A 25,546-nucleotide genomic window follows, 5' to 3' on the forward strand; every position below is an offset into this window, starting at 1 on the left:
ATACCCTTTTTTCTGAAAAAAAGAAAAAAGGACTTTATTTTTTCAAAAATATAATACAGTTCGGAACGAAATACAGACTGTTTTAGAAAAGAAAGTGTAAAAATAGGGATTTTCCACTTGTTGAAAACGATTACTGTATGGTATACTTGTCTCATGAATGTAACAGATGGTTGTTACTAGAAAGAAAAAAGAGGACATTAACATGGTTGTTAAGACAGTTGTTGAAGCACAAGATATTTTTGACAAAGCTTGGGAAGGCTTCAAAGGCGTAGATTGGAAAGAAAAAGCAAGTGTATCACGCTTCGTACAAGCTAACTACACACCTTATGATGGAGACGAAAGCTTCCTCGCAGGACCAACAGAACGTTCACTTCACATCAAAAAAATTGTAGAAGAAACTAAGGCACACTACGAAGAAACTCGTTTCCCAATGGACACTCGTCCAACATCTATCGCTGATATCCCAGCAGGATTTATCGATAAAGAAAACGAAGTTATCTTCGGTATCCAAAACGATGAACTCTTCAAATTGAACTTCATGCCAAAAGGTGGTATCCGTATGGCTGAAACTACTTTGAAAGAAAATGGATACGAACCAGACCCAGCTGTTCACGAAATCTTCACTAAATATGTGACTACAGTTAACGACGGTATCTTCCGTGCTTACACTTCAAACATTCGTCGCGCACGTCACGCACATACTGTAACTGGTCTTCCAGATGCATACTCACGCGGACGTATCATCGGTGTTTACGCACGTCTTGCTCTTTACGGTGCAGACTACTTGATGCAAGAAAAAGTAAATGACTGGAATGCAATCGAAGAAATCGATGAAGAGACAATCCGTCTTCGTGAAGAAATCAATCTTCAATACCAAGCATTGCAACAAGTTGTTCGCTTTGGTGACCTTTACGGAGTTGACGTTCGCAAACCAGCGATGAACGTTAAAGAAGCTATCCAATGGGTTAACATCGCCTTCATGTCTGTCTGCCGTGTTATCAACGGTGCTGCTACATCTCTAGGTCGTGTGCCAATCGTATTGGACATCTTTGCAGAACGTGACCTTGCTCGTGGTACATTTACTGAATCAGAAATCCAAGAATTCGTTGATGATTTCGTTATGAAACTTCGTACAGTTAAATTTGCTCGTACAAAAGCTTACGACCAATTGTACTCAGGTGACCCAACATTCATCACAACTTCTATGGCTGGTATGGGTAACGACGGTCGTCACCGTGTTACTAAGATGGACTACCGTTTCTTGAACACTCTTGACAACATCGGTAACTCTCCAGAACCAAACTTGACAGTTCTTTGGACTGATAAATTGCCATACAACTTCCGTCGCTACTGTATGCATATGAGCCACAAACACTCTTCTATCCAATACGAAGGTGTAACAACAATGGCTAAAGACGGATATGGTGAAATGAGCTGTATCTCATGCTGTGTGTCTCCACTTGACCCAGAAAATGAAGAACAACGCCACAACATCCAGTACTTCGGTGCTCGTGTAAACGTATTGAAAGCCCTTCTTACTGGTTTGAACGGTGGTTACGACGATGTTCACAAAGATTACAAAGTATTTGACATCGAACCAATCCGTGACGAAGTTCTTGAATTCGAATCAGTTAAAGCTAACTTTGAAAAATCTCTTGACTGGTTGACTGATACTTACGTAGATGCTTTGAACATCATTCACTACATGACTGATAAGTACAACTACGAAGCTGTTCAAATGGCCTTCTTGCCAACTAAACAACGTGCCAACATGGGATTCGGTATCTGTGGATTTGCCAACACTGTTGATACATTGTCAGCTATCAAATACGCTACAGTTAAACCAATCCGTGATGAAAATGGCTACATCTACGATTACGAAACAATCGGTGAATACCCACGTTGGGGTGAAGATGATCCACGTTCAAACGAATTGGCAGAATGGTTGATTGAAGCTTACACAACTCGTCTACGTAGCCACAAACTTTACAAAGACGCAGAAGCTACTGTATCACTTTTGACAATCACATCTAACGTTGCTTACTCTAAACAAACTGGTAACTCACCAGTCCACAAAGGTGTATACCTCAACGAAGATGGTTCTGTAAACTTGTCTAAACTTGAATTCTTCTCACCAGGTGCTAACCCATCTAACAAAGCTAAAGGTGGATGGTTGCAAAACTTGAACTCACTTTCTAGCCTTGACTTTAGTTATGCCGCTGATGGTATCTCATTGACTACACAAGTATCACCTCGCGCTCTTGGTAAGACTCGTGACGAACAAGTTGATAACTTGGTAACAATCCTTGATGGTTACTTTGAAAACGGTGGACAACACGTTAACTTGAACGTTATGGACTTGAACGATGTTTACGAAAAAATCATGTCAGGTGAAGATGTTATCGTACGTATCTCTGGATACTGTGTAAACACTAAATACCTCACTCCAGAACAAAAAACTGAATTGACACAACGTGTCTTCCACGAAGTTCTTTCAATGGATGATGCCTTGGATGCATTGAGCTAAGATTATATAAAATAATACAAAGAAGGACTAGTTAAAAGCTAGTTCTTCTTTTTGTAAAATTTATTAGTCAATTAAAGTCAAATCTCTTGACCTTTTCTGACTAATGTAGTATATTATGAACGTAAGGTAAATGAAAGCCTTACTAGAACACTTATTTAAAGTAAAATAGAAAGAGGTGGGGTCTATGTTTAATCTAGAAATCTTTAGAAGTAAAGATAGTCTACTCCTGCTTGAAAAAGAAAAACCAGAAATAGTACGTAGAGTAGCGATTTAGCTAGTCTAAATTTTTTAAAACAAAGGTCAAAGATAGTCAATATCAGTAATAATAAATAATAAAAAGAGGTAAAGAATATGAATAACAACTTTAATAATTTTAACAACATGGATGATTTATTTAACCAATTGATGGGTGGTATGCGAGGATATAGTTCTGAAAATCGTCGTTACTTGATTAATGGACGTGAAGTGACACCTGAGGAATTTGCTCACTATCGTGCGACTGGTCAATTACCAGGAAATGCAGAAGCTGATGGACAAATGAAACAACAGTCTTCAGGTATGAAACAAGACGGTGTCCTTGCAAAACTAGGTCGAAACTTGACTGCAGAAGCACGTGAAGGTAAGTTAGATCCGGTTATTGGACGTAATAAAGAAATCCAAGAAACTTCTGAAATTCTTTCTCGTCGCACAAAGAATAATCCAGTTCTCGTCGGTGATGCTGGTGTTGGTAAAACTGCAGTAGTAGAAGGATTGGCCCAAGCTATCGTGAACGGCGACGTTCCTGCAGCAATCAAGAACAAAGAGATCATTTCTATTGATATTTCTGGACTTGAAGCTGGTACTCAATACCGTGGTAGCTTTGAAGAAAACATTCAAAACTTGGTAAACGAAGTCAAAGAAGCTGGAAATATTATCCTCTTCTTCGACGAAATTCACCAAATTCTTGGTGCTGGTAGCACAGGTGATGGTCAAGGATCTAAAGGTCTTGCTGATATCTTGAAACCAGCTCTTTCACGTGGAGAATTGACAGTGATTGGCGCAACTACTCAAGATGAATACCGTAATACTATCTTGAAAAATGCAGCCCTTGCTCGTCGTTTCAACGAAGTGAAGGTTAATGCTCCATCAGCAGAGGATACTTTTAAAATCCTTCAAGGAATTCGTGATCTCTATCAACAACACCACAATGTTATTTTGCCAGATGAAGTCTTAAAAGCTGCCGTTGATTATTCTGTTCAGTATATTCCTCAACGTAGCTTGCCAGATAAGGCTATCGACCTTGTCGATGTTACGGCGGCTCACTTGGCAGCTCAGCATCCAGTAACAGATGTTCATGCTGTTGAACGTGAAATTGAGGTAGAAAAAGACAAGCAAGAAAAAGCAGTTGAGGCAGAAGATTTTGAAGCAGCTCTAAACTATAAAACACGCATTGCAGAATTGGAAAAGAAAATCGAAAACCATACAGAAGATATGAAAGTGACTGCAAGTGTCAACGATGTGGCTGAATCTGTAGAACGTATGACGGGTATTCCAGTATCTCAAATGGGGGCTACGGACATCGAACGTTTGAAAGATATGGGTCATCGTTTGCAGACGAAAGTTATTGGTCAAGATAAGGCCGTTGAAGCAGTAGCAAAAGCTATCCGTCGTAACCGTGCTGGTTTTGATGAAGGTAACCGTCCAATCGGTAGCTTCCTCTTTGTAGGTCCTACTGGTGTCGGTAAGACTGAGTTGGCTAAACAATTGGCTCTTGATATGTTCGGAACGAAAGATGCTATCATCCGTTTGGACATGTCAGAATACAGCGACCGCACAGCCGTATCTAAATTGATTGGTACAACTGCAGGTTATGTTGGTTACGATGACAACAACAATACCTTGACAGAACGCGTCCGTCGCAATCCATACTCAATCGTCCTTCTCGACGAAATTGAAAAGGCTGACCCTCAAGTCATCACCCTTCTCCTTCAAGTTTTGGACGATGGTCGTTTGACAGATGGTCAAGGTAACACTGTCAACTTCAAGAATACGGTGATTATCGCAACTTCAAACGCAGGCTTTGGTTACGAAGCTAACTTGACAGAAGATGCTGATAAACCAGAATTGATGGATCGTTTGAAACCTTACTTCCGTCCAGAATTCCTTAACCGTTTCAATGCTGTCATCGAATTCTCACACTTGAGCAAAGAAGATCTTTCTAAGATTGTAGACCTTATGTTGGTTGAAGTTAACAAGACGCTTTCTAAGAAAGACATTGACTTGGCAGTGAGCGAAGCTGCTAAAGAATACATGACTGAGGAAGGCTACGATGAAGTCATGGGTGTTCGTCCACTCCGTCGTGTGGTTGAACAACAAATCCGTGACAAAGTCACAGATTTCCACTTGGATAACCTTGATGCTAAACACCTAGAAGCTGATATGGAAGATGGTGTTTTGGTCATTCGTGAAAAAGCCTAAGACAGAATTTTGAGCATAAAAAAGAAGGAGCCAGCTGAAAAACTGGTTCCTTTTTTGTGTTTAGATGACATGGCGTTCAAAGGCATCATCTGAAATCCCTTGTTCCAAGATGAGCTTTGCCCATTCTTTAGCAGAAAAGAGGCTGTGATCCTTGTAGTTTCCGCAAGATTCGATGGTTGTTCCAGGGACATCTTCCCAAGTGGTAGTTTCAGCGATTTCTTTCAGCGAATCCTTGATAACTGCTGCAATCTCAGCGCTAGTATGACGTCCCCACATAATCATGTGGAAGCCTGTACGGCACCCAAATGGCGAACAGTCAATCATACCGTCAATGCGGGTACGGATGAGTTTTGCCAAGAGGTGCTCGATGGTGTGAAGGCCGGCAGTAGGGATTGAGTCTTCGTTTGGTTGCACTAAGCGAATATCATAATTAGAGATGATGTCTCCTTTTGGTCCAGTTTCTTCCCCAATCAAGCGGACATAAGGTGCTTTAACAATAGTGTGGTCAAGTTCAAAACTTTCAACAATAACTTCTTTTGACATGGTAAATCCTTTCAGTTTTCTTCTTTCATTATAACATAAAGCCGGCTCCTGAGACAGAGAGAAAACCTCTCCGAGAGTGGAGAGGTTGAAATCTTTACTTACGATACAAACGGTCGTATTGGTAGTAAGGGTCAAAGGTTACGTTGATACCCAGTTTACGAAGGACATTCTTGTCTTCATCAGTCAAGATGATGGTTGAGTGGGCTTCGCTTCCTTTGAGGTTGCCAAGCTCTTCCATAGCACGAGCGGCATCAGGATTTTCTGTAGCTGTAATAGCCAGTGCAATTAGGATTTCGTTTGAATGCAGGCGTGGATTGCGGCTACCTAGATGATCGATTTTAAGACCTTGAATCGGTTTGACAAGTTCAGGTTCGATGAGTTTTACTTCTTTAGCGATGTCAGCTGATTTCTTGATAGCATTGATCAAGGCAGCGGCTGTAGGGCCAAAGAGTTCTGAGTTCTTACCAGTGACAATTTCTCCGCTTGGCAATTCAAGGGCTAGGGCTGGTCCGCCAGTTTCTTCTGCTTTTTGACGGGCAACGACAGCAACCTTACGGTCTGCAGGTGTGATGCCGAGGTCGTTCATGAGAAGTTCAATCTTCTTGACAGCCGCTTCTCCAACTTTTTCAGCCTTGAAGTCAAGAACAGTTTGATAGTAGCGACGGATGATTTCTTGTTTAGAAGCTTCGACAGCCGCTTCATCATCAGTAATAGCGAAACCAACCATGTTGACACCCATGTCTGTCGGTGAAGCGTATGGTGATTCTCCGAGAATACGTTCCAACATGCGCTTAAGCACTGGGAAAATTTCGATATCACGGTTGTAGTTGACAGTGGTTTCTCCATAGGTTTGGAGATGGAAAGGGTCAATCATGTTGACATCATCAAGGTCTGCGGTTGCAGCCTCATAAGCCAAGTTGACTGGGTGATGAAGGGGAAGATTCCAAACTGGGAAGGTTTCAAATTTAGCGTAACCAGACTTGATACCATTGATTTGGTCGTGGTACATATTTGACATACAAGTTGCCAATTTTCCAGAACCAGGTCCAGGAGCGGTTACGACAATCAAGTTGCGACTGGTTTTGATATAGTCGTTTTTCCCCATACCTTCTGGAGAAATGATGTGATCCATATCTGTTGGATATCCTTTGATTGGATAATGAAGATAAGAATCAATTCCGTTTTTTTCAAGTTGGTTGCGGAAGGCATCTGCGGCTGGTTGGCCAGCGTACTGTGTGATGACAACGGAACCAACAAAAATTCCCAATTCATTGAATTTATCAATCAAACGAAGAACTTCTTGGTCATAAGAAATGCCCAAGTCACCACGTGCTTTGGAATGCTCGATATTGCTAGCATTAATAGCAATCACAACCTCAACCTGCTCTTTCAATTCTTGCAAGAGCTTGATTTTGTTGTCAGGCTCATAACCAGGAAGGACACGAGCAGCGTGGAAATCTTCTAACATTTTACCACCAAACTCCAAGTAGAGCTTGCCGTCGAATTGGTTAATACGCTCCAAGATGTGGTCGCGCTGTAGATTCAAATATTGTTCAGAACTAAAAGCTTGTTTTTTCATTTTTTTACCTCTGACCTCTATTATAATAAAAAATTGGAAGTTAGGGAACTATGGAGTTAAAAAAGGAATCAAAAAGATTAGGCAAACGCTTGCACAAAATTCTGAAAAGCGCTATCATAGACTATAGATTATTAAAATAATGAGGTAAGAAGATGCAAGAAAAATGGTGGCACAATGCCGTAGTCTATCAAGTTTATCCAAAGAGTTTTATGGACAGCAACGGAGATGGAATTGGCGATTTGCCAGGTATTACCAGTAAGTTAGACTATCTAGCCAAGCTAGGAATTACAGCGATTTGGCTTTCTCCCGTTTATGACAGCCCTATGGATGATAATGGCTACGATATTGCTGATTATCAAGCGATTGCAGCTATTTTCGGAACCATGGAGGATATGGACCAACTGATTGCAGAAGCTGAGAAGCGTGATATTCGTATCATCATGGACTTGGTGGTCAATCATACCTCAGATGAACATGCTTGGTTTGTCGAGGCCTGTGAAAATCCTGATAGTCCTGAACGTGACTACTATATCTGGCGAGATGAGCCCAACGACCTAGATTCTATCTTTAGTGGATCTGCCTGGGAATACGATGAAAAGTCAGGTCAATACTATCTCCACTTTTTCAGCAAGAAACAGCCGGATCTCAACTGGGAAAATGAAAAATTGCGCCAGAAAATCTATGAGATGATGAACTTCTGGATTGATAAAGGCATTGGCGGTTTCCGTATGGATGTCATTGATATGATTGGGAAAATTCCTGATGAGAAAGTAGTCAATAATGGTCCTATGCTCCACCCCTATCTCAAGGAAATGAATCAGGCAACCTTTGGCGACAAAGATCTCTTGACAGTAGGGGAGACTTGGGGTGCAACGCCAGAGATTGCTAAGCTCTACTCGGATCCAAAGGGACAAGAATTGTCAATGGTCTTCCAGTTTGAACACATCTGTCTTCAGTATCAGGAAGGGCAACCTAAGTGGCACTACCAAAAAGAGTTAAATGTAGGGAAGTTAAAAGAGATTTTTAACAAATGGCAGACAGAATTAGGAGTTGAGGATGGTTGGAATTCCCTCTTCTGGAACAATCATGACCTACCTCGTATCGTCTCTATCTGGGGAAATGACCAAGAATATCGTGAAAAATCTGCCAAAGCCTTTGCAATCTTGCTTCATCTCATGAGAGGGACTCCTTATATCTACCAAGGTGAGGAGATTGGGATGACCAACTATCCGTTTGAAACACTGGATCAAGTAGAAGATATTGAGTCCCTCAATTATGCGCGTGAAGCTCTTGAAAAAGGTGTTCCGATGGAAGAAATCATGGACAGTATCCGTGTCATTGGACGTGACAATGCCCGTACTCCAATGCAATGGGATGAAAGCAAAAACGCTGGTTTCTCAACAGGTCAACCGTGGTTGGCAGTCAATCCAAACTACGAAGAAATCAACGTTCAAGAAGCGCTGGCAAACCCAGATTCAATTTTCTATACCTATCAGAAGTTGGTTCAAATCCGTAAGGAGAACAGCTGGCTGATTCGAGCTGACTTTGAATTGCTTGATACAGTTGACAAGGTCTTTGCCTATATTCGTAAAGATGGCGACCGTCGTTTCCTAGTTGTGGCCAATTTGTCCAATGAAGAACAAAACCTAGCTGTCGAAGGAAAAGTTAAATCAGTCTTGATTGAAAACACTGTAGCGCAAGAAGCGGTTGGGAAACAAATCTTGGCTCCATGGGATGCTTTCTGTGTGGAATTACTATAAATATTTTTTACAGAAAAATTTAAAATTGAAATCGTATAAAAACAAGGGAGGACTGTATGAAAGACAGAAATCCTTTGTTTTTTTATGACTAAAGTTTATAAACTTTCATTCTCAAAATTCAATTAACTTTACAAATTCCCACTATTTTGGTAAAATAAACTTATGTTATAAAAACTAACATAAAGGAGAAAGAAGATGAATACAAAAAAGCGTGTTCTTAGCGCAGGCCTGACCTTTGCGGCTGCTTTGCTTTTAGCTGCTTGCGGACAATCAGGTTCAGATACAAAAACTTACTCATCAACCTTTAGTGGAAATCCAACTACATTTAACTACTTGTTAGACTACTACGCTGATAATACAGCCATCATTACCAACCTAGTTGATGGTTTGCTTGAAAATGACAACCACGGAAACCTAGTTCCATCTTTGGCAGAAGACTGGTCTGTTTCAAGCGATGGCCTGACTTATACCTACAAACTGAGAAAAGATGCCAAATGGTTCACGGCTGATGGTGAAGAGTACGCCCCAGTCAAGGCACAAGATTTTGTGACAGGGATTAAGTATGCAGTGGATAATAAATCACAGGCCATTGACTTGATTCAAAACTCGATCAAGGGCTTGAATGATTATATTACAGGAGCGGATTCTGACTTTTCTAAGGTTGGGGTGAAGGCCATTGACGACCAGACTGTTGAGTATACTTTGGCACGCCCAGAACCTTACTGGAATTCAAAAACAACCAACAGTATCCTTTTCCCAGTAAATGAAGAGTTTCTAAACTCGAAAGGGAAAGATTTTGGGACTTTATCTCCAGATAGTATTCTCTACAGCGGACCTTATTTGTTAAAAGATTTCACATCAAAATCATCAATCGAGTATGTGAAAAATCCGCATTACTACGATCATGACAAAGTATCAATTGAACACGTGAAATTGGCATATTTTGATGGTTCAGACCAAGAATTGACTATCCGTAACTTTGAAAGTGGAGCCTATTCAATCGCTGGGGTTTATCCAAATAGTTCTAACTTCGCCAAGACCAAAGAAAAATATAAGGATAATATCGTTTATAGCTTGCAGGACAAGACTTCTTGGTACTTCAATTTCAACGTCAACCGTAAGGCTTACAACCATACATCGAAAACGACAGATGAGCAGAAGAAATCAACTGAGACAGCTGTCTTGAACAAAAACTTCCGTCAAGCGATGAACTTTGCCTTGGACCGCACAGCCTATTCTGCCCAGTCAAATGGGGAAGAAGCAGCTAGCAAGACCCTTCGTAACACTCTAGTGCCTCCAACATTTGTCCAAGTGGGAGACAAGACCTTTGGAGAAGTAGTCGCTTCTAAATTGGTCAACTATGGCACAGAATGGTCAGGTATTAACTTGGCAGATGCTCAGGATGCCTACTTTAACAAAGAAAAAGCCCAAGCAAAATTTGCGGAAGCTAAAAAAGAATTGGCAAGTCAAGGTGTGACTTTCCCTATTCACTTGGATGTTGCAGTTGATCAAACAAGTAAAAATGCCGTGACAGGTATGAACTCTGTTAAGCAGACCCTTGAGTCAGTTTTAGGCGCTGATAACATTGTCATTGATGTTCAGCAACTGTCAACAGATGATTTTAATAACGTAGCCTTCTTGGCACCAACGCCTGCTGATCGAGACTACGATTTGAACTTTGATGGTTGGGTAGGTGATTACCAAGATCCGTCTACTTATCTTAATCCTTTCAATGCAGAAGATGGGTTCTACCTCAAGATTTTTGGTCTAGATGCTCAAGAAGATAAAGCTAAGATTGCTAGCTTGGGGCTTGATACCTACACCAATATGCTCAAAGATGCAGATAGTGAAAATAAAGATGTAGCCAAACGCTATGAAAAATATGCTGAAGCACAGGCTTGGATGATTGACAATTCTCTGATTATGTCAGCTATGTCGAGCGGTGGAACAGCTTCTGTAACCAAAGTAACGCCATTTACAAGAGGCTATTCACTGGTCGGCATTAAGGGTGATGGCAATAACTACAAGTATATGAAACTGCAAAAAGATACTGTGACTACCAAGCAGTATGAAGAAGCTAAGACCAAATGGGAGCAAGAAAGCAAAAAAGCAATCGAAAAGGCTCAAAAAGAAGCAGAAAATCATGTCAAATAGATGAACGAGGTTCCGTAAGGGACCTTGTTTGTTATATTTTTGATTCGTATTCCTCTGTCTATGAAACGAGAATGTCAAAATAGGAAGCGATAGATACTATACAGGTTATAAAAAAACAATTATTCCTTCGGAGTGCATTTAGAAGATGTATTGAAAACGCTGATAAAAAAAGGAATAAATGGAAATTATTTCATGATTGTGATATAATAATTCTGATAATCAACATATAGGGGAAAACTATGAATAAACGTTCAAAAAGAGCCCGTTCGGGTAAAGTTAAGCGGAGCATTAATATAGCTTTATTAACCATTTATGTATTATTGGGTGGTTTTTTGCTGTTCTTGATTTTTAGACATAATATATTGGCGTTTAGATACCTGAATGTCATAACGGCAACTGTAGTGATTTTGGTCGCTTTAGCGAGTCTGCTTTTGATCATTTATAGAAAAGCAGAAAAGTTTACAATTTTCTTTTTAACACTAGCTATTTTAATGAGTTCAGTTTCTTTTTTTGCACTGCAACAATTTGTCGGCTTTACTAGTCATATCAATTCTACGTCAAATTACTCAGAATACTCAATGAGTGTTGTTGTTCTGAAAGATAGTGACGTTCATAATGTCACGCAATTAGATAGTGTTACAGGACCTACGGATACTGATAATGATAATATTCAAAAATTGATAGCTGATATCAAAACTAGTCAGAGCAAAGAATTGACGGTTGAACAAAGCACCTCATACCTTGCAGCTTATAAGAGCTTGGTATCAGGTGAAGCAAAAGCGATTGTCTTAAATAGCGTCTTTGAAAATATTATAGAATCTGAATACCCTGATTACGCATCAAAAATTAGGAAAATCTACACTAAAAATATCACCAAAGAAGTAGCTGCTCCTAAAGTTTCTAAGAACAAATCCTTCAATGTCTATGTGAGTGGTATTGACACTTACGGACCAATTAGTTCAGTTTCTCGTTCAGATGTCAACATTTTGATGACTGTTAATCAAGATTCAAAAAAAATTCTATTGACAACAACCCCTCGAGATTCCTATGTTCCGATTGCAGACGGAGGGAATAATCAAAAAGATAAATTGACTCATGCAGGTATTTATGGAGTAGACTCCTCTATTCATACTTTGGAAAATCTTTATGGAGTTGATATTAACTACTATGTTCGCTTGAACTTCACAACTTTCTTGAAATTGATTGACCTCCTTGGTGGAGTTGATGTCTATAATGATCAAGAGTTTACCGCTCATACAAATGGGAAGTTCTATCCTGTAGGGAACGTTCATCTTGACTCGGAGCAAGCTCTTGGTTTTGTGCGTGAGCGCTATTCTTTAGCTGATGGGGATCGTGACCGTGGTCGTAATCAACAAAAGGTGATCGTCGCAATCATACAGAAATTAACTTCTACCGAAGCATTGAAAAATTATAGTGATATTCTTCAAGGTTTGCAAGATTCCCTTCAAACAAATATGCCTATCGAAACGATGATGGATTTGGTTAATACTCAATTGGAGAGTGGTGGCAGTTATAAAGTCAACTCTCAAGACCTCAAAGGTACAGGCCGAATGGGACTTCCTTCTTATGCTATGCCAGATAGTAACCTCTATATGATGGAAATCGATGACAGTAGTTTAGCAGCTGCTAAAAGTGCGATACAAGATGTGATGGAGGGAAGATGATATGATTGATATCCATTCTCACATTGTCTTTGATGTAGATGACGGGCCAAAGTCTATAGAAGATAGCAAAGCCCTTTTAAGAGAAGCGTATAATCAAGGGGTTCGGATGATTGTTTCGACTTCCCATCGTCGAAAAGGGATGTTTGAGACTCCAGAAGAAAAAATAGCGACGAATTTTTTAAAGGTTCGTGAGATTGCTAAAGAAGTGGCAGATGATTTGGTCATTGCTTACGGAGCAGAGATATACTATACTCCAGATGTTCTAGAAAAATTAGAAAACAAGCGCATTCCTACTCTCAATAACAGTCGTTATGCTTTGATTGAATTTAGTATGAATACACCCTATCGCGATATTCATAAAGGATTAAGCAATATTTTGATGTTGGGGATTACCCCGGTGATTGCTCATATTGAACGTTATGATGCTCTGGAAAACAATGAAAAACGTGTTCAGGAACTGATTGATATGGGATGCTATACGCAAGTAAATAGTTCTCATGTTCTAAAACCTAAGCTCTTTGGTGAAACCTATAAATTCATGAAAAAGAGAGCCCAATATTTTTTGGAGAGAGACCTGGTTCATGTCATTGCAAGTGATATGCATAACCTAGATAGTAGACCTCCCTATATGGAGGATGCTTATCAGATTATTTCTAAAAAGTATGGTAGGGCCAAGGCGGAGGAGCTATTTGTAGAGAACCCTAGGAAAATTATAATGGATCAAATAATTTAGGAGAAAATATGAAAGAACAAAATACTATGGAAATCGATGTATTTCACCTGCTTAAAATTTTTTGGAAAAGAAAAATTCTAATTGCATTGGTAGCGATTGTAGTTGGAGCTTTAGCTTTTGCCTACAGTGCTTTTATCGTAAAACCGGAGTTCACTAGTACTACACGGATTTATGTAGTCAACCGTAATCAGGGAGATAAGCCTGGTTTGACAAACCAAGACTTGCAAGCTGGATCATACTTAGTTAAAGACTATCGTGAAATTATTTTGTCTCAAGATGTTTTGGAAAAAGTTACATCTAATTTGAAATTAGATCTATCACCAAAAGCTTTGGCTAGTAAAGTCAAGGTAACTGTACCAGTCGATACTCGTATCGTATCTATTTCCGTTAATGATAGAGTCCCTGAGGAAGCTAGTCGTATTGCTAACTCATTGAGAGAAGTAGCAGCTGAAAAGATTATCAGTATCACACGCGTTTCTGATGTCACAACACTTGAAGAAGCTCGTCCGGCTACAGTACCATCTTCTCCAAATATTCGTAAAAATACAATTATAGGTCTACTTGGAGGAACAGTCTTTACAGTTATCGCTGTTCTTATCGTTGAACTGGTTGATACACGAGTGAAACGTCCAGAGGATATTGAAGACGTTATGCAAATCGCATTGTTGGGAGTTGTTCCAAATTTGGATAAATTGAAATAGGAGAGAGATATGCCGACATTAGAAATAGCACAGAAAAAATTAGATCTGGCCAAAAAAGCGGAAGAATACTATAATGCCTTGCGTACGAATATACAATTGAGTGGAAATAATTTACAAGTGATTTCTATCACCTCTGTGAAACCGGGTGAAGGAAAGTCAACGACTGCTACAAATATTGCTTGGGCCTTCGCACGTGCAGGTTATAAGACCTTGTTAGTAGATGCTGATATTCGGAATTCTGTCATGTCAGGTGTCTTCAAATCACGTGAAAAAATAACTGGATTGACAGAGTTTTTATCTGGAACAACAGATCTATCTCATGGTCTATGTGATACCAATGTTGAAAATCTATTTGTAGTTCAAGCTGGGTCTATTTCACCCAACCCAACTGCTTTATTGCAAAGTGAAAACTTCAGTACTATGATTGATACACTTCGCAAATATTTTGATTATATTATTGTTGATACAGCGCCTATTGGCATCGTTATCGACGCAGCTATTATCACACAAAAATGTGATGCATCTGTTTTAGTTACTGCGGCAGGAGAGGCTAACAGAAAAGATGTTCTCAAGGCTAAAGATCAATTGGAACAAACGAATAAGCCATTTTTGGGAGTTGTATTAAATAAATTCAATACTTCAGCTGAGAAATATGGTTCTTACGGTGAGTATGGTTCTTACGGTAAAAAATAAGGGATAGACTAAGGAAGTAGTTATGGAAGAGAAAGGGATAAAAATATCTCATAGAATTTAAACTGTTTTAGTTTACTACATGAGAGGGGATTTTAAGTGAAACGGAATAACGTTATCTATATTAGTTTTAAAAGGATTATGGATTTTATTATTGGATTTCTTGGAACTATATTTATAGTACTGCCTTCTTATCTAATTATTTTAATTATTTACAAAATAAAAGGATATAAGGGAAGTATCTTTTTTACACAATATAGAGCAGGTCTTGGAGGGAAAAAATTTAAAATTATTAAATTTAGATCAATGGTTGAAAATGCAGAGGAAATCTTGGAACTTAATGAAGAACTGTATGAAAAATATAAAAAAAATAGCTATAAATTACCTCCAGATGAGGATCCAAGGCTTACAAATATTGGTGATTTCATAAGAAAAACTAGTATTGATGAACTTCCTCAATTTATAAATTTATTGCTAGGTGATATGAGTCTTATTGGACCGAGGCCGATTCTTGATAATGAGTTAGACGAGTATACTGAGGAAGAACGTAGAATTTTATTATCTGTTCGTCCTGGTATCACTGGTATATGGCAAGTTTCAGGTAGAAGTGATGTGTTCTACCCTGAACGCTGTGAAATGGAATTGTATTATCCTAAAAATCAGTCATTTTGGTTGGATATTAAAATTATCTTTTTAACCATAAAACAAGTTTTAACTAGAGAAGGGGCACATTAAGTATAGGGTTTTTGCTATTATGGAATGTGATATTTAGAAAGTGAAATTGAGTACGAATAATATGACTTTGGTATTCGATTTCATTTTTAAAATTAGGAACAGTATTTATTAATTGTTAGTTTGATAATCTTTTTAATTGAAATATTAAATAGAATGTCAATATATGCAAATTACCTTCAATAAATGTAGGAAGTTTAACTGGATTTTAAAATGACAAAAAATTATAAAATTATCGTTGCAACACACAAGAAATTTACAATGCCAGATGATACTGAACTTTATTTACCTATTCATGTTGGTAGTGAAGGAAAAGAGAAATTAGGATACCAATGTGACAATGAAGGGGACAACATTTCGTGTTTGAATCCCTATTATTGTGAATTAACTGGACTTTATTGGGCATGGAAAAACTTAGAATGTGACTATCTTGGATTGGTACATTACCGTCGTTATTTCACATCTAAGAGTCAAGCTTATCGTGAAGAAATCAATATGGATAGCATTATTTTATCTAAATCAGAGGTCGAAAAAATGATGCTGGACTATGATGTTGTTGTTCCCTGTAAAAGAAAATACTATATTGAGACTCTCTATTCTCACTATGCACATACTCATGATGGAGGTCATTTAGATGTCACTCGCCAAATCATTAGTGAATTAAATCCTGATTATATTGATACATTTGATAAAGTGATGAAACAACGTAGTGGCTATATGTTTAACATGTTTATTATGTCAAAAGATAATGTAGCTGCATATTGTGAGTGGTTATTTCCAATTATTAATGAGTTATATAAACGGTTGGATATTACAGGTTATTCGGCTTTTGATGCGAGATTGTTTGGACGTGTAAGCGAACGCTTGTTTAATGTTTGGATTGCGAAACAAGATTTGCGAGTAAAAGAGATACCGTTTATCTATATGGAGAAAATTGACTTGATTCAAAAAGGAAAATCCTTCTTACAAGCAAAATTTTTCGGGAAAAAATATGGACAGAGTTTTTAGATCATGATTTTATTATTACTTACTTTTTTAATTTTTTTAGTCTTCCCAGTTTTATCTTTGTTTTTAAGCATGGTAGGAATAGTAAACGACAGAAGGTTTTCGGTAACTTATTTAGTACTTGCGTGTTTATCGATTTCTATAATAGCTTTGCGTTATATCCCTCATCCATTAGATGATGGAGCGTTTCATTTTAGAGCAACACAAGTACTAACTAATTTTGATAACATTATTTCAATGTTTCAAGCTTTTGCATCAGGATTTAGAGTTGGTAGATATGATTATGGTTCTGTTCCGGTATTTACTTCATTGATGTATTTTGTCAGAAATACTCATCATTATAGTTTGCTTAGTTTTATTTCAGCGTTTGTGACATATTTTAGCTTTGGTTATGTTGTTGTTGATTTGTTTAAGTCCTATAAAAACTACTCTAAGTTAACCTATATTCTGATTCTAATTACAGTTTGTTTGTTAAATAACTATAGATATACCACTAGTGGCATGAGATTTTGTATGGCAATTTCTCTGATAATGTTAATTATGTATTTGGAATCGAAATATAATTATACAAAGAATTGGATGATGCTATGGTACATAGTTCCAATAAGCATTCATTCGGCTGTTGTTTATTTTGTTGCTCTGAGATTCATTTTTTTCTACCTGAAAAAGATTACGCTAGGAAAGAGTTTACTTGTTTTATTGGGTTTTCCAATCATAATAAAATTAACACCAATATTTGCAGAATGGACGGGTATTAGTTTCTTTCAATCTTTTATTAGAAAAATTGATATTTACTCTGATAACGCATCGTATGCAGAGCTCTTTAATACTACTCTAACAGTGAGGTTATATATTGGTGTGGTTCTAATGATTTTATTTTTAATTCAATATTTTGTTTTGAGTAGAACTATTAAAGAGATTGATGATTGGAAAATATCTTTTGTCAAGATGACTTATTATTTAACATTATTATCAATGGGGTCTGTGCCGTTTCGAAATATATATGATAGGAATCTTTTTTTACTCTTGCCAATGATTGTAATTTCTTCATTCATATTGTTTACATATCGAGCGCAGTTGAAAATCTTATCGAATCGTAGCCTAGTTTATGGCCTAGAGCTTAGCTTGCTTAGTATATCGTTTATCACAGGTTTTTTCTATAATAAGAATTTCCCTTTTGATTTTATCGATTATAGTAAAACGGATCTTCTTTTAAAGAACATTTATCAGTTCTTTTCAGACTTGCCTTTTACTTAGGAGGAAAGTATGTCGGATATCAAAATCATTCAAGATAAGATTTTATCTATTTTGAAAGAGTTTATTAATATTTGCGAAGAAAATAACCTAACCTACTATGCTCTAGGGGGAACCTTGCTAGGAGCGGTACGTCATAAAGGTTTCATACCTTGGGATGATGACATCGATATTGGCATGCCAAGAGAAGATTATGAAAAATTTAAAAAAATAGCTTCAAATGTTTTGCCAGAAAACTACAAGTTTTTAAGCGAAGATACATTAAACTACAAAAAAGCTTTCTCTGTGATCCGAGATGATTCTACAAAAATTATCATGAATTATAGTAAAGAAGAATTGGTAGAAAGTTTGTGGATAGACATTTTTCCGTTGGATGGTATGCCATCTAATGTTTTAAAGAAAAAAATTCATTCTTTTAGGTACTTGTACGCTAGGATGATGGTTCAACTCTCGCAATTCAATAGTTTGGTGAATCAGAAAAAAGAAAATCGACCATTAATTGAGAAGATAATTATTGCTTTTGCGAACGTTGTTAATATTGAAAAGATTATTTCTTTTAACTGGGCACAGAAAAAATATTTACAAACGTTAAAAAAATATTCGTTTAAGGAAGCTTTTGCAGGAAATTATACAGGAGCATATAAACTTAGAGAAATCGTACCTTCAGATTATTTTGGAGATCCAGTATCATTAAAGTTTGAAGAGATTGATCTGAGTTGTCCTCGTAAGTATAAAGAATATTTAGTAGCAATTTATGGAGAGAATTATATGCAGTTACCTCCAGAAGATAAGCGAAACCAACATCACTATAAGATAATATCTCTTGGTGATAATGAAGAATGGGAGTAGTTGAAACATGAAAAAAATCGCTTTAGTGAAATGGATTTTGGATGACTCTGGTGGCGGTGAGCGAGTTGCTATATCGTTAGCAAACGAACTTACAAAAAAGTATGAAGTTCATTTGATTGGGATTACAACAAAGCAATCGGACTTATTCTTTAAAATCAATTCTCAGGTAAAATACTCCAACTTTTTTGACCATAGAGTACGCTTGTCTAAGAATATTTTAAAAATCTCAAAAATGTTAAAAAAATATTTTAGAGATAATGAGATAGAGGTAGCCTTTGGGATAGGGATATCCGCTAATGTATTTTTATCTTTTGCAGGAATAGGGACTCAAACTAAAGTAGTTTTGTGTGATCATACTAATTCAATTACGGATAATAGAGAATTTTCTCAAAAAGTCCAGAGATATGTTGGTGCTAAATTTGCAGACAAGATTATTACTCTCACACAAGAAGATTGTAGAAATTACATAAAAAAATATGGTATTTCTGAGGAAAAAATTGATTACATCTATAATTGGAAAGATGATGGTATTTCCAATGTAGCTTATAACGATGAGTCAGCGAAAATTGTAACAGTAGGTCGCTTCGATTATCAAAAAGGATATGATTATCTTGTTCAAGTCGCGAAAAAAGTGTTAGCTAAAAGGTCTGACTGGATTTGGGAAATCTACGGTTCCGGCGATCAAGATGAAGTAGACAAAATCAGAGATTTAATCAACGAAAATGCTTTACAGGAAAAGTTAGTCATAAAAGGACTTGAAAAAAATCAGGATTTGATTTATGGAGATAAAGGGATTTATGTCATGACTTCTCGTTACGAAGGTTTACCCTTGGTATTGTTAGAAGCTCAACAATACAATCTTCCTATAGTTAGCTTCAGTTGTCCGACAGGACCTAATGAAATTATCGAAGATGGAGTTAATGGCTATCTGGTTGAGTGTTATAATACGGACAAGTTGAGCGAAAAATTGCTTGAACTGATGGAAGATGAAGTTTTGAGACAGTCTTTCTCAGAACATGCAAAAGACAATTTGGATAAATTTAATAAAGATAAAATTCTCAAGCAGTGGCTTGAACTAATTGAGACGATTTAGGAGATAGGATGAAGGATTGTTTGTTAACAATTGTAATGCCCAGTTATAATATTCAGGACTACATTTCAAAAGGGCTGGAGTCTTTTCAACAAGTACACCCGGATTATAAAAATAAATTTGAAGTACTGGTTGTCAATGATGGAAGTACAGACGATACGGCTTTAGTAGCAGAAAAGATACTAGCCAAAGATTCGTTGCTAGATGGCCGTGTCATTACAAAAGAAAACGGCGGTCATGGTTCGACAATCAATCGCGGTATTCAAGAAGCAAAGGGGAAATTTTTTAAAGTGATTGATGGGGATGACTGGGTTATTCCATCAGAATTTGAAAAGTTTTTAGATACTCTTGAAACTGTTGATGTAGATATGGTGATTACAGATTTTACAGAGCAGCATGTCTATAACAATACTACGGTACGAAATGACTTCGTAGATAAGTATGAAATTGGCAAAAAACACAAGGGAATTCCGGACGTTCGCATCCCGATGCACTCGGTTACTTATAAGACATCAATCTTGTCGGAAAACAAGATTCGTTTAAGTGAAAAAACATTTTATGTTGATATTCAATACACACTCTTTCCTTTGGAGTATGTTCATAGTTTCAGTTATTGGAATTATGATATTTATCAATACTACATAGGTAGACCAGAGCAAAGTATGAATATCGAGAGTATGAAGCGGAATGTCGGTTATCATTTGACTGTTACAAATTCAGTTCTAGATTATTTTACAAAAATTGAAAGTGAACCCGTTTTAAACCGAGTAGTTTCTGAAACCTTAGTTTATCTCATCAGTTTGCAGGTTGACTTGTCTTGGATGGTTAACGATTCCGAAACACTCTTGAAGGAACTATATAGCAAAATTGAGAAAAGTTCATATGACTATATTACTACGAAAAAATTTGACAGATTGTCTTACTTAAATTATAGGACTAACTTTGCTTTGGGGATAATTTTTAATCCGATTTTGAAGAAATACTCTGAAAAGAAAGAAAAAGAGAGAGGCATTTAGGATGTTTATCAGCATCGTTGTTCCGGTTTATAATGTTGCAGACTATCTGCATTATGCGATAGAAAGCTTAATTAAACAGACCTATCAAAACTTTGAGATAATCCTTGTAAATGATGGTTCTACAGATGGTTCTCCTCTATTATGCGAAGATTATGCAAAGCAATATGAAAATATCCATGTTTTCCACAAAGAAAATGGTGGGTTATCTGATGCGCGTAACTTTGGAGTATCTAAAGCGAGCTCAGACTGGATTTTCTTTTTAGATCCAGATGATTATCTTGAAGAATATACTCTAGAGTTAATCGTGAAAATTCAGGAAACACATCAAGCAGACTTGATTTCAACAAAGGTTAAAGCTACTTCAAAATATAATGATTATAGTTCCCATCATCTTAAGAAGTCAGATTATGAAAGCTTGAGTGTGATTACAAAAGAAAAGGCTCTACAACTAATGTTGGATGACAAAGTTGCAACGGTTTCTGCCTGTGCAAAACTTTATCGGAAATGCATCTTGGAGCGCGTTCCATTTCCAGTCGGGAAAATCTATGAGGATTTTTATGTTGTAGCAGAACATCTTGCCTTAGCTGAAAGAATCGTGATCAGTCCACTTGAAACCTACAATTACTATCGTAGGGAAGGGAGTATAGTTCGTTCAACATTTACTGAAAAAAGATATGATTTCTTTAAAGCTGTTGCAAAAAATGAGGAAGTTATTAAAAGAGAGTACATTCAGAGCCCAGAATTAAAGCAAGCTTTGCAAGCTAAAAAATTATTAGGTGGCTTTGTAGTAATTGGTGCAAAAGCTGACTCAGGCTTAAAAGATTTTTCAAAAGATAAAGTGTTGTTGAGAGTCGAAATGAGTGACTTATTAAAGAATAGTAAGTTATCATTGAAACTAAAACTAAAATACCTTATTTTTATGCTTAGCCCTGAATTGTATTTGTTGCTACGATAGTATGATACATAGATCCAATTTAATTTGCAACAAGTGTCAAAAAATTGTAGGAAAGAGGAAATATGAAAGAAGCGTTTAGAAGAATTGCCCATTATAAGTATGTTCGTTCACGATTTTCAATGTCACTGATTGATTATAATAGGGCAGGTTGAGATGAAAGTACTAAAAAACTACGCCTACAATCTATCTTACCAACTGTTGGTGATTTTACTCCCGATTATTACGACTCCCTATGTAACACGGGTCTTTTCTTCGGATGATTTAGGGACGTACGGATACTTTAATTCCATTGTCACCTACTTCATCCTCTTAGCGACGCTAGGAGTTGCTAACTATGGGACCAAGGTCATTTCAGGACATCGCAAGGAAATTGAAAAAAACTTTTGGGGGATCTACTCTCTGCAATTAGGTGCAACAGTTATTTCTATGTCCATGTATGCTCTTCTTTGTCTGACTCTTCCTGTTATGAAAAATCCAGTAGCCTACATTCTAGGCTTGAGTTTAGTTTCAAAAGGTTTAGACATTTCCTGGCTCTTTCAAGGGTTGGAAGATTTTCGAAAGATTACTGTTCGAAATATCACGGTCAAGATCGTTGGAGTCATTTCAATCTTCCTCTTTGTTAAATCTGCAAATGACCTATATCTCTATGTTTTTTTGCTAACCATATTTGAACTTTTGGGGCAACTAAGTATGTGGTTACCTGCTCAGGAGCTTATCGGTAAACTGCATTTTGACATAGAATATGCTAGGCATCATGTGAAGCCTGTCATATTATTGTTCCTTCCGCAAGTAGCAATTTCCTTGTATGTTACGCTTGATCGTACCATGCTCGGAGCATTAGCTTCTACAAAAGATGTAGGGATTTATGATCAGGCTCTAAAGTTGGTAAATATACTTCTGACCTTGGTAACTTCCTTGGGAAGCGTTATGTTACCACGCGTCGCTCATTTGTTAGTGACAGGTGATTATAAGGCAGTCAATAAGATGCATGAAATGTCCTTCCTCGTTTATAATTTAGTGATTTTCCCAATGATGGCAGGAATCTTGATTGTCAATGACGATTTTGTTCAGTTTTTCCTTGGTCAAGATTTTCAGGATGCACGTTATGCAATCGCCATTATGATCTTCCGTATGTTCTTTATCGGTTGGACCAATATCATGGGAATTCAGATGCTGATACCTCACAATCAAAATAAAGAATTCATGATTTCAACAACAGCTCCTGCCATTATCAGTGTAGGTTTGAATTTACTATTCCTTCCAAAACTTGGATATATCGGAGCAGCCATTGTTTCTGTATTGACAGAGGCGTTAGTATGGGCGATACAATTATACTTTACTAGCAGATACCTAAAAGAAGTTCCTATTATCGGATCTATGACAAAAATTGTTCTAGCATCAGCTATCATGTACGGTATACTGCTAGGTTCAAAAACAGTTATACATTTTTCACCAACTCTGAATGTTCTAGTCTTTGCAGTGCTTGGTGGAATCATTTATCTTTTTACAATTCTATCTTTGAAAGTGGTAGATGTAAAAGAACTAAAACAAATTATTAAGAAATAATGGAGTTAACTATGTACGATTATCTAATCGTTGGTGCTGGTTTGTCTGGAGCAATTTTTGCTTACGAAGCAACCAAGCGTGGAAAAAAAGTAAAAGTTATTGATAAACGTGACCACATTGGTGGGAATATCTACTGTGAGAATGTAGAAGGTGTTAATGTTCATAAGTATGGTGCACATATCTTTCATACTTCTAACAAGAAAGTCTGGGATTATGTTAATCAATTTGCTGAATTTAACAACTATATCAATTCGCCTGTAGCTAATTACAAGGGTAGCCTTTATAACCTACCTTTCAATATGAATACTTTCTATGCTATGTGGGGGACAAAAACTCCTCAAGAAGTTAAAGATAAGATTGCTGAGCAAACGGCTCATATGAAGGACGTTGAACCTAAAAACTTGGAAGAACAGGCTATCAAGTTGATTGGTCCAGATATTTATGAAAAGTTGATTAAAGGATATACTGAAAAGCAATGGGGACGTTCTACGACTGACCTTCCACCGTTTATCATTAAACGTCTACCAGTTCGTCTAACATTTGATAATAACTACTTCAATGACCGTTACCAAGGTATTCCAATCGGTGGCTATAACGTCATCATTGAAAACATGTTGGGCGATGTAGAAGTAGAGCTTGGGGTTGATTTCTTTGCAAATCGTGAAGAGCTGGAAAAATCAGCTAATAAAGTTGTCTTTACTGGAATGATTGATCAATACTTTGACTACAAACACGGGGAGTTAGAATACCGTAGTCTTCGTTTTGAGCATGAAGTTCTTGATGAGGAGAACTATCAAGGAAATGCAGTTGTTAACTACACAGAGCGAGAAATTCCTTATACTCGTATTATTGAGCATAAACATTTTGAGTACGGAACACAAGATAAAACGGTTATTACTCGTGAATACCCAGCTGATTGGAAACGTGGAGATGAGCCTTATTATCCGATCAATGATGAGAGAAACAATGCCATGTTTGCTAAATATCAAGAAGAAGCAGCACAAAATGATAAAGTAATTTTCTGCGGACGTTTGGCCGATTATAAATACTACGACATGCATGTAGTCATTGAACGTGCTCTTGAGGTTGTGGAGAAAGAGTTTAAATAAGATAATGAAGAATAAAATTGATCGATGAAATTGATCGATGAAATATTATTTAAAAGAAGAATTTTTGAAGGATTCTGGTGCACGAAATGCGGGAAATAAGGCTCGAAACGATGTTGAAGAAATAGTAGTTCGTGAGGGCTATAGTCCTTTATTATTGATGGTAGATGATTGGTATCAAATGGGGACTATTAAGGCTCAACGACACAAGGCTAAAGCCCTATCCAAGGCTATATCTAAGTTGAAGGAAGGGGATCAGCTACTGATTCAATTTCCTATGCTTCATCATAGTTTCTTTACGACTCATTTAGTCAAAAGAATCCAACGTAAAGGAGTGAAGGTTCACTTTATTATCCATGATTTAGAAGTTTTGCGCTATGCTAATTTGGATACATTACCCTTGAAGCATAAGATTCGTGTTCATCTTCAAGAGTCTAGTCTTTTGAAACAAGCTGATGGTCTTATTGCTCATAATCCAGTTATGAAATCAGTGCTTGTTGATAAGGGGATTTCTGAGAAAAAAATAGTTAGTTTAGGCATTTTTGACTATCTGATCCCGAATTATCAGGATAAAGAAGATTTATCTAAGGAAGGGGCTATTATTGTAGCTGGAAATTTAGCCCAAGAAAAAGCAGGTTACTTATATGAGTTGCCTGCAAGACCGGCATATAACCTCTATGGTGTTGGTTTTGATGAGTCTAGAAAGCTATCAAATGCAACCTATTTTGGTTCCTTTCTTCCAGATGAACTACCATCAGCATTAGAAGGAAGCTTTGGTTTGGTTTGGGACGGTGATAGTTCTAAAACTTGTAGCGGAGTGTTTGGTGAGTATTTGAGATACAATAATTCCCACAAGGCCTCCCTTTATTTGGCTTCTGGTTTCCCTATTATTGTCTGGGGGCAATCTGCTTTGGCTAATTTCGTCTTAGAAAAAGAGTGTGGAATTAGTATTGAGAGTTTACTTGACTTGGAAGAAGTATTGGAACATTTGTCTCAAGAAGAGTATCAGGGTTTGGTCAAAAATGCTAAGGCCGTAGGTCAAAAAATTCGTGAGGGTTCTTATCTTCTTTCCGCATTGCAAGCTTTCAATTAATGAATCTAAAAATGATTTAAATAGATGGATGAGGGAGTTACTGAATTCCCT

The 25,546-nt window shown here is 37.2% G+C and carries 20 protein-coding genes; 18 read left to right on the top strand and 2 right to left on the bottom strand.

The features are described 5' to 3' along the window. The first annotated feature begins 202 nt into the window (after positions 1 to 202). Positions 203 to 2,527 (top strand): formate C-acetyltransferase, encoded by a 2,325-nt coding sequence (gene pflB / locus B7696_RS00565; RefSeq protein WP_084861573.1) that lies wholly within the window; start codon positions 203 to 205, stop codon positions 2,525 to 2,527. A 351-nt stretch (positions 2,528 to 2,878) separates the two neighbouring features. Then, positions 2,879 to 4,984, top strand: coding sequence for an ATP-dependent Clp protease ATP-binding subunit (locus B7696_RS00570; protein ID WP_084861574.1), 2,106 nt, complete (start codon positions 2,879 to 2,881; stop codon positions 4,982 to 4,984). Between the two features lie 60 nt (positions 4,985 to 5,044). Here the strand turns inward: B7696_RS00570 and B7696_RS00575 are convergent, their stop codons facing one another. Continuing rightward, positions 5,045 to 5,527, bottom strand: coding sequence for an S-ribosylhomocysteine lyase (locus tag B7696_RS00575; RefSeq protein WP_000032547.1), 483 nt, complete (start codon positions 5,525 to 5,527; stop codon positions 5,045 to 5,047). Between the two features lie 94 nt (positions 5,528 to 5,621). Then, a complete protein-coding gene (locus B7696_RS00580) occupies positions 5,622 to 7,106 on the bottom strand; it encodes a DUF1846 domain-containing protein (protein WP_084861575.1) in 1,485 nt (494 codons plus the stop codon). Between the two features lie 152 nt (positions 7,107 to 7,258). Between B7696_RS00580 and B7696_RS00585 the strand changes: the two genes are divergently transcribed. The 16 genes from B7696_RS00585 to B7696_RS00660 all read left to right on the top strand — a co-directional run bounded on the left by B7696_RS00585 (position 7,259) and on the right by B7696_RS00660 (position 25,495). After that, the gene (locus B7696_RS00585; RefSeq protein WP_084861577.1) at positions 7,259 to 8,866 is read left to right on the top strand and encodes a glycoside hydrolase family 13 protein; all 1,608 of its coding nucleotides are present in this window, start codon (positions 7,259 to 7,261) and stop codon (positions 8,864 to 8,866) included. A gap of 195 nt (positions 8,867 to 9,061) precedes the next feature. Further along, the gene (locus tag B7696_RS00590) at positions 9,062 to 11,020 is read left to right on the top strand and encodes a peptide ABC transporter substrate-binding protein (protein ID WP_084861579.1); all 1,959 of its coding nucleotides are present in this window, start codon (positions 9,062 to 9,064) and stop codon (positions 11,018 to 11,020) included. A 239-nt stretch (positions 11,021 to 11,259) separates the two neighbouring features. Continuing rightward, a complete protein-coding gene (gene cpsA, locus B7696_RS00595; RefSeq protein ID WP_064276708.1) occupies positions 11,260 to 12,705 on the top strand; it encodes an LCP family glycopolymer transferase CpsA in 1,446 nt (481 codons plus the stop codon). A 1-nt stretch (position 12,706) separates the two neighbouring features. Then, on the top strand, positions 12,707 to 13,438 hold the full coding sequence (gene cps4B / locus B7696_RS00600; RefSeq protein ID WP_070479913.1) for a capsular polysaccharide biosynthesis protein Cps4B: 732 nt from the start codon (positions 12,707 to 12,709) through the stop codon (positions 13,436 to 13,438). 8 nt (positions 13,439 to 13,446) lie between these two features. After that, positions 13,447 to 14,139 carry a capsular polysaccharide biosynthesis protein CpsC gene (cpsC, locus tag B7696_RS00605; protein ID WP_084861581.1) on the top strand — a complete coding sequence of 231 codons (693 nt, stop codon included), beginning with the start codon at positions 13,447 to 13,449 and terminating at the stop codon, positions 14,137 to 14,139. A gap of 9 nt (positions 14,140 to 14,148) precedes the next feature. Continuing rightward, positions 14,149 to 14,832 carry a tyrosine-protein kinase gene (locus tag B7696_RS00610; RefSeq protein ID WP_084861584.1) on the top strand — a complete coding sequence of 228 codons (684 nt, stop codon included), beginning with the start codon at positions 14,149 to 14,151 and terminating at the stop codon, positions 14,830 to 14,832. 138 nt (positions 14,833 to 14,970) lie between these two features. Continuing rightward, on the top strand, positions 14,971 to 15,564 hold the full coding sequence (locus B7696_RS00615) for a sugar transferase (protein WP_082888152.1): 594 nt from the start codon (positions 14,971 to 14,973) through the stop codon (positions 15,562 to 15,564). A 210-nt stretch (positions 15,565 to 15,774) separates the two neighbouring features. Beyond that, positions 15,775 to 16,569: a DUF4422 domain-containing protein gene (locus tag B7696_RS00620; RefSeq protein ID WP_064276701.1), complete on the top strand. Its 795-nt coding sequence runs from the start codon at positions 15,775 to 15,777 to the stop codon at positions 16,567 to 16,569. Positions 16,570 to 16,572: 3 nt separating this feature from the next. Further along, the gene (locus B7696_RS00625; RefSeq protein ID WP_064276699.1) at positions 16,573 to 17,823 is read left to right on the top strand and encodes an EpsG family protein; all 1,251 of its coding nucleotides are present in this window, start codon (positions 16,573 to 16,575) and stop codon (positions 17,821 to 17,823) included. Positions 17,824 to 17,832: 9 nt separating this feature from the next. Next, positions 17,833 to 18,669 carry a LicD family protein gene (locus tag B7696_RS00630; RefSeq protein WP_064276697.1) on the top strand — a complete coding sequence of 279 codons (837 nt, stop codon included), beginning with the start codon at positions 17,833 to 17,835 and terminating at the stop codon, positions 18,667 to 18,669. 7 nt (positions 18,670 to 18,676) lie between these two features. Next, on the top strand, positions 18,677 to 19,762 hold the full coding sequence (locus B7696_RS00635; protein ID WP_084861586.1) for a glycosyltransferase family 4 protein: 1,086 nt from the start codon (positions 18,677 to 18,679) through the stop codon (positions 19,760 to 19,762). An 8-nt stretch (positions 19,763 to 19,770) separates the two neighbouring features. Then, complete coding sequence (locus tag B7696_RS00640) at positions 19,771 to 20,775, top strand: glycosyltransferase family 2 protein (protein WP_084861588.1); 1,005 nt, start codon at positions 19,771 to 19,773, stop codon at positions 20,773 to 20,775. 1 nt (position 20,776) lies between these two features. Next, positions 20,777 to 21,730: a glycosyltransferase family 2 protein gene (locus B7696_RS00645; protein ID WP_064276691.1), complete on the top strand. Its 954-nt coding sequence runs from the start codon at positions 20,777 to 20,779 to the stop codon at positions 21,728 to 21,730. Positions 21,731 to 21,883: 153 nt separating this feature from the next. After that, complete coding sequence (locus B7696_RS00650; protein ID WP_064276689.1) at positions 21,884 to 23,296, top strand: flippase; 1,413 nt, start codon at positions 21,884 to 21,886, stop codon at positions 23,294 to 23,296. 11 nt (positions 23,297 to 23,307) lie between these two features. Further along, positions 23,308 to 24,405: a UDP-galactopyranose mutase gene (gene glf, locus B7696_RS00655; protein ID WP_064276687.1), complete on the top strand. Its 1,098-nt coding sequence runs from the start codon at positions 23,308 to 23,310 to the stop codon at positions 24,403 to 24,405. Between the two features lie 37 nt (positions 24,406 to 24,442). After that, positions 24,443 to 25,495 carry a glycosyltransferase gene (locus B7696_RS00660; RefSeq protein ID WP_084861591.1) on the top strand — a complete coding sequence of 351 codons (1,053 nt, stop codon included), beginning with the start codon at positions 24,443 to 24,445 and terminating at the stop codon, positions 25,493 to 25,495. Positions 25,496 to 25,546 lie beyond the last annotated feature (51 nt).

Origin of the sequence: Streptococcus mitis (assembly GCF_002096815.1) — a bacterium.
Classification (GTDB): Bacteria; Bacillota; Bacilli; order Lactobacillales; family Streptococcaceae; genus Streptococcus; species Streptococcus mitis_AD.

Bases quoted from the DNA above. Each gene is read 5' to 3' on its own strand.
- B7696_RS00625 (WP_064276699.1), top strand. From the start codon at position 16,573: ATGATTTTATTATTACTTACTTTTTTAATTTTTTTAGTCTTCCCAGTT.
- B7696_RS00620 (WP_064276701.1), top strand. From the start codon at position 15,775: ATGACAAAAAATTATAAAATTATCGTTGCAACACACAAGAAATTTACA.
- B7696_RS00660 (WP_084861591.1), top strand. From the start codon at position 24,443: ATGAAATATTATTTAAAAGAAGAATTTTTGAAGGATTCTGGTGCACGA.
- cpsC (WP_084861581.1), top strand. From the start codon at position 13,447: ATGAAAGAACAAAATACTATGGAAATCGATGTATTTCACCTGCTTAAA.
- B7696_RS00585 (WP_084861577.1), top strand. From the start codon at position 7,259: ATGCAAGAAAAATGGTGGCACAATGCCGTAGTCTATCAAGTTTATCCA.
- B7696_RS00645 (WP_064276691.1), top strand. From the start codon at position 20,777: ATGTTTATCAGCATCGTTGTTCCGGTTTATAATGTTGCAGACTATCTG.
- cps4B (WP_070479913.1), top strand. From the start codon at position 12,707: ATGATTGATATCCATTCTCACATTGTCTTTGATGTAGATGACGGGCCA.
- B7696_RS00615 (WP_082888152.1), top strand. From the start codon at position 14,971: ATGGATTTTATTATTGGATTTCTTGGAACTATATTTATAGTACTGCCT.
- glf (WP_064276687.1), top strand. From the start codon at position 23,308: ATGTACGATTATCTAATCGTTGGTGCTGGTTTGTCTGGAGCAATTTTT.
- cpsA (WP_064276708.1), top strand. From the start codon at position 11,260: ATGAATAAACGTTCAAAAAGAGCCCGTTCGGGTAAAGTTAAGCGGAGC.
- B7696_RS00575 (WP_000032547.1), bottom strand. From the start codon at position 5,527: ATGTCAAAAGAAGTTATTGTTGAAAGTTTTGAACTTGACCACACTATT.
- pflB (WP_084861573.1), top strand. From the start codon at position 203: ATGGTTGTTAAGACAGTTGTTGAAGCACAAGATATTTTTGACAAAGCT.
- B7696_RS00610 (WP_084861584.1), top strand. From the start codon at position 14,149: ATGCCGACATTAGAAATAGCACAGAAAAAATTAGATCTGGCCAAAAAA.
- B7696_RS00630 (WP_064276697.1), top strand. From the start codon at position 17,833: ATGTCGGATATCAAAATCATTCAAGATAAGATTTTATCTATTTTGAAA.
- B7696_RS00580 (WP_084861575.1), bottom strand. From the start codon at position 7,106: ATGAAAAAACAAGCTTTTAGTTCTGAACAATATTTGAATCTACAGCGC.
- B7696_RS00650 (WP_064276689.1), top strand. From the start codon at position 21,884: ATGAAAGTACTAAAAAACTACGCCTACAATCTATCTTACCAACTGTTG.
- B7696_RS00570 (WP_084861574.1), top strand. From the start codon at position 2,879: ATGAATAACAACTTTAATAATTTTAACAACATGGATGATTTATTTAAC.
- B7696_RS00635 (WP_084861586.1), top strand. From the start codon at position 18,677: ATGAAAAAAATCGCTTTAGTGAAATGGATTTTGGATGACTCTGGTGGC.
- B7696_RS00640 (WP_084861588.1), top strand. From the start codon at position 19,771: ATGAAGGATTGTTTGTTAACAATTGTAATGCCCAGTTATAATATTCAG.
- B7696_RS00590 (WP_084861579.1), top strand. From the start codon at position 9,062: ATGAATACAAAAAAGCGTGTTCTTAGCGCAGGCCTGACCTTTGCGGCT.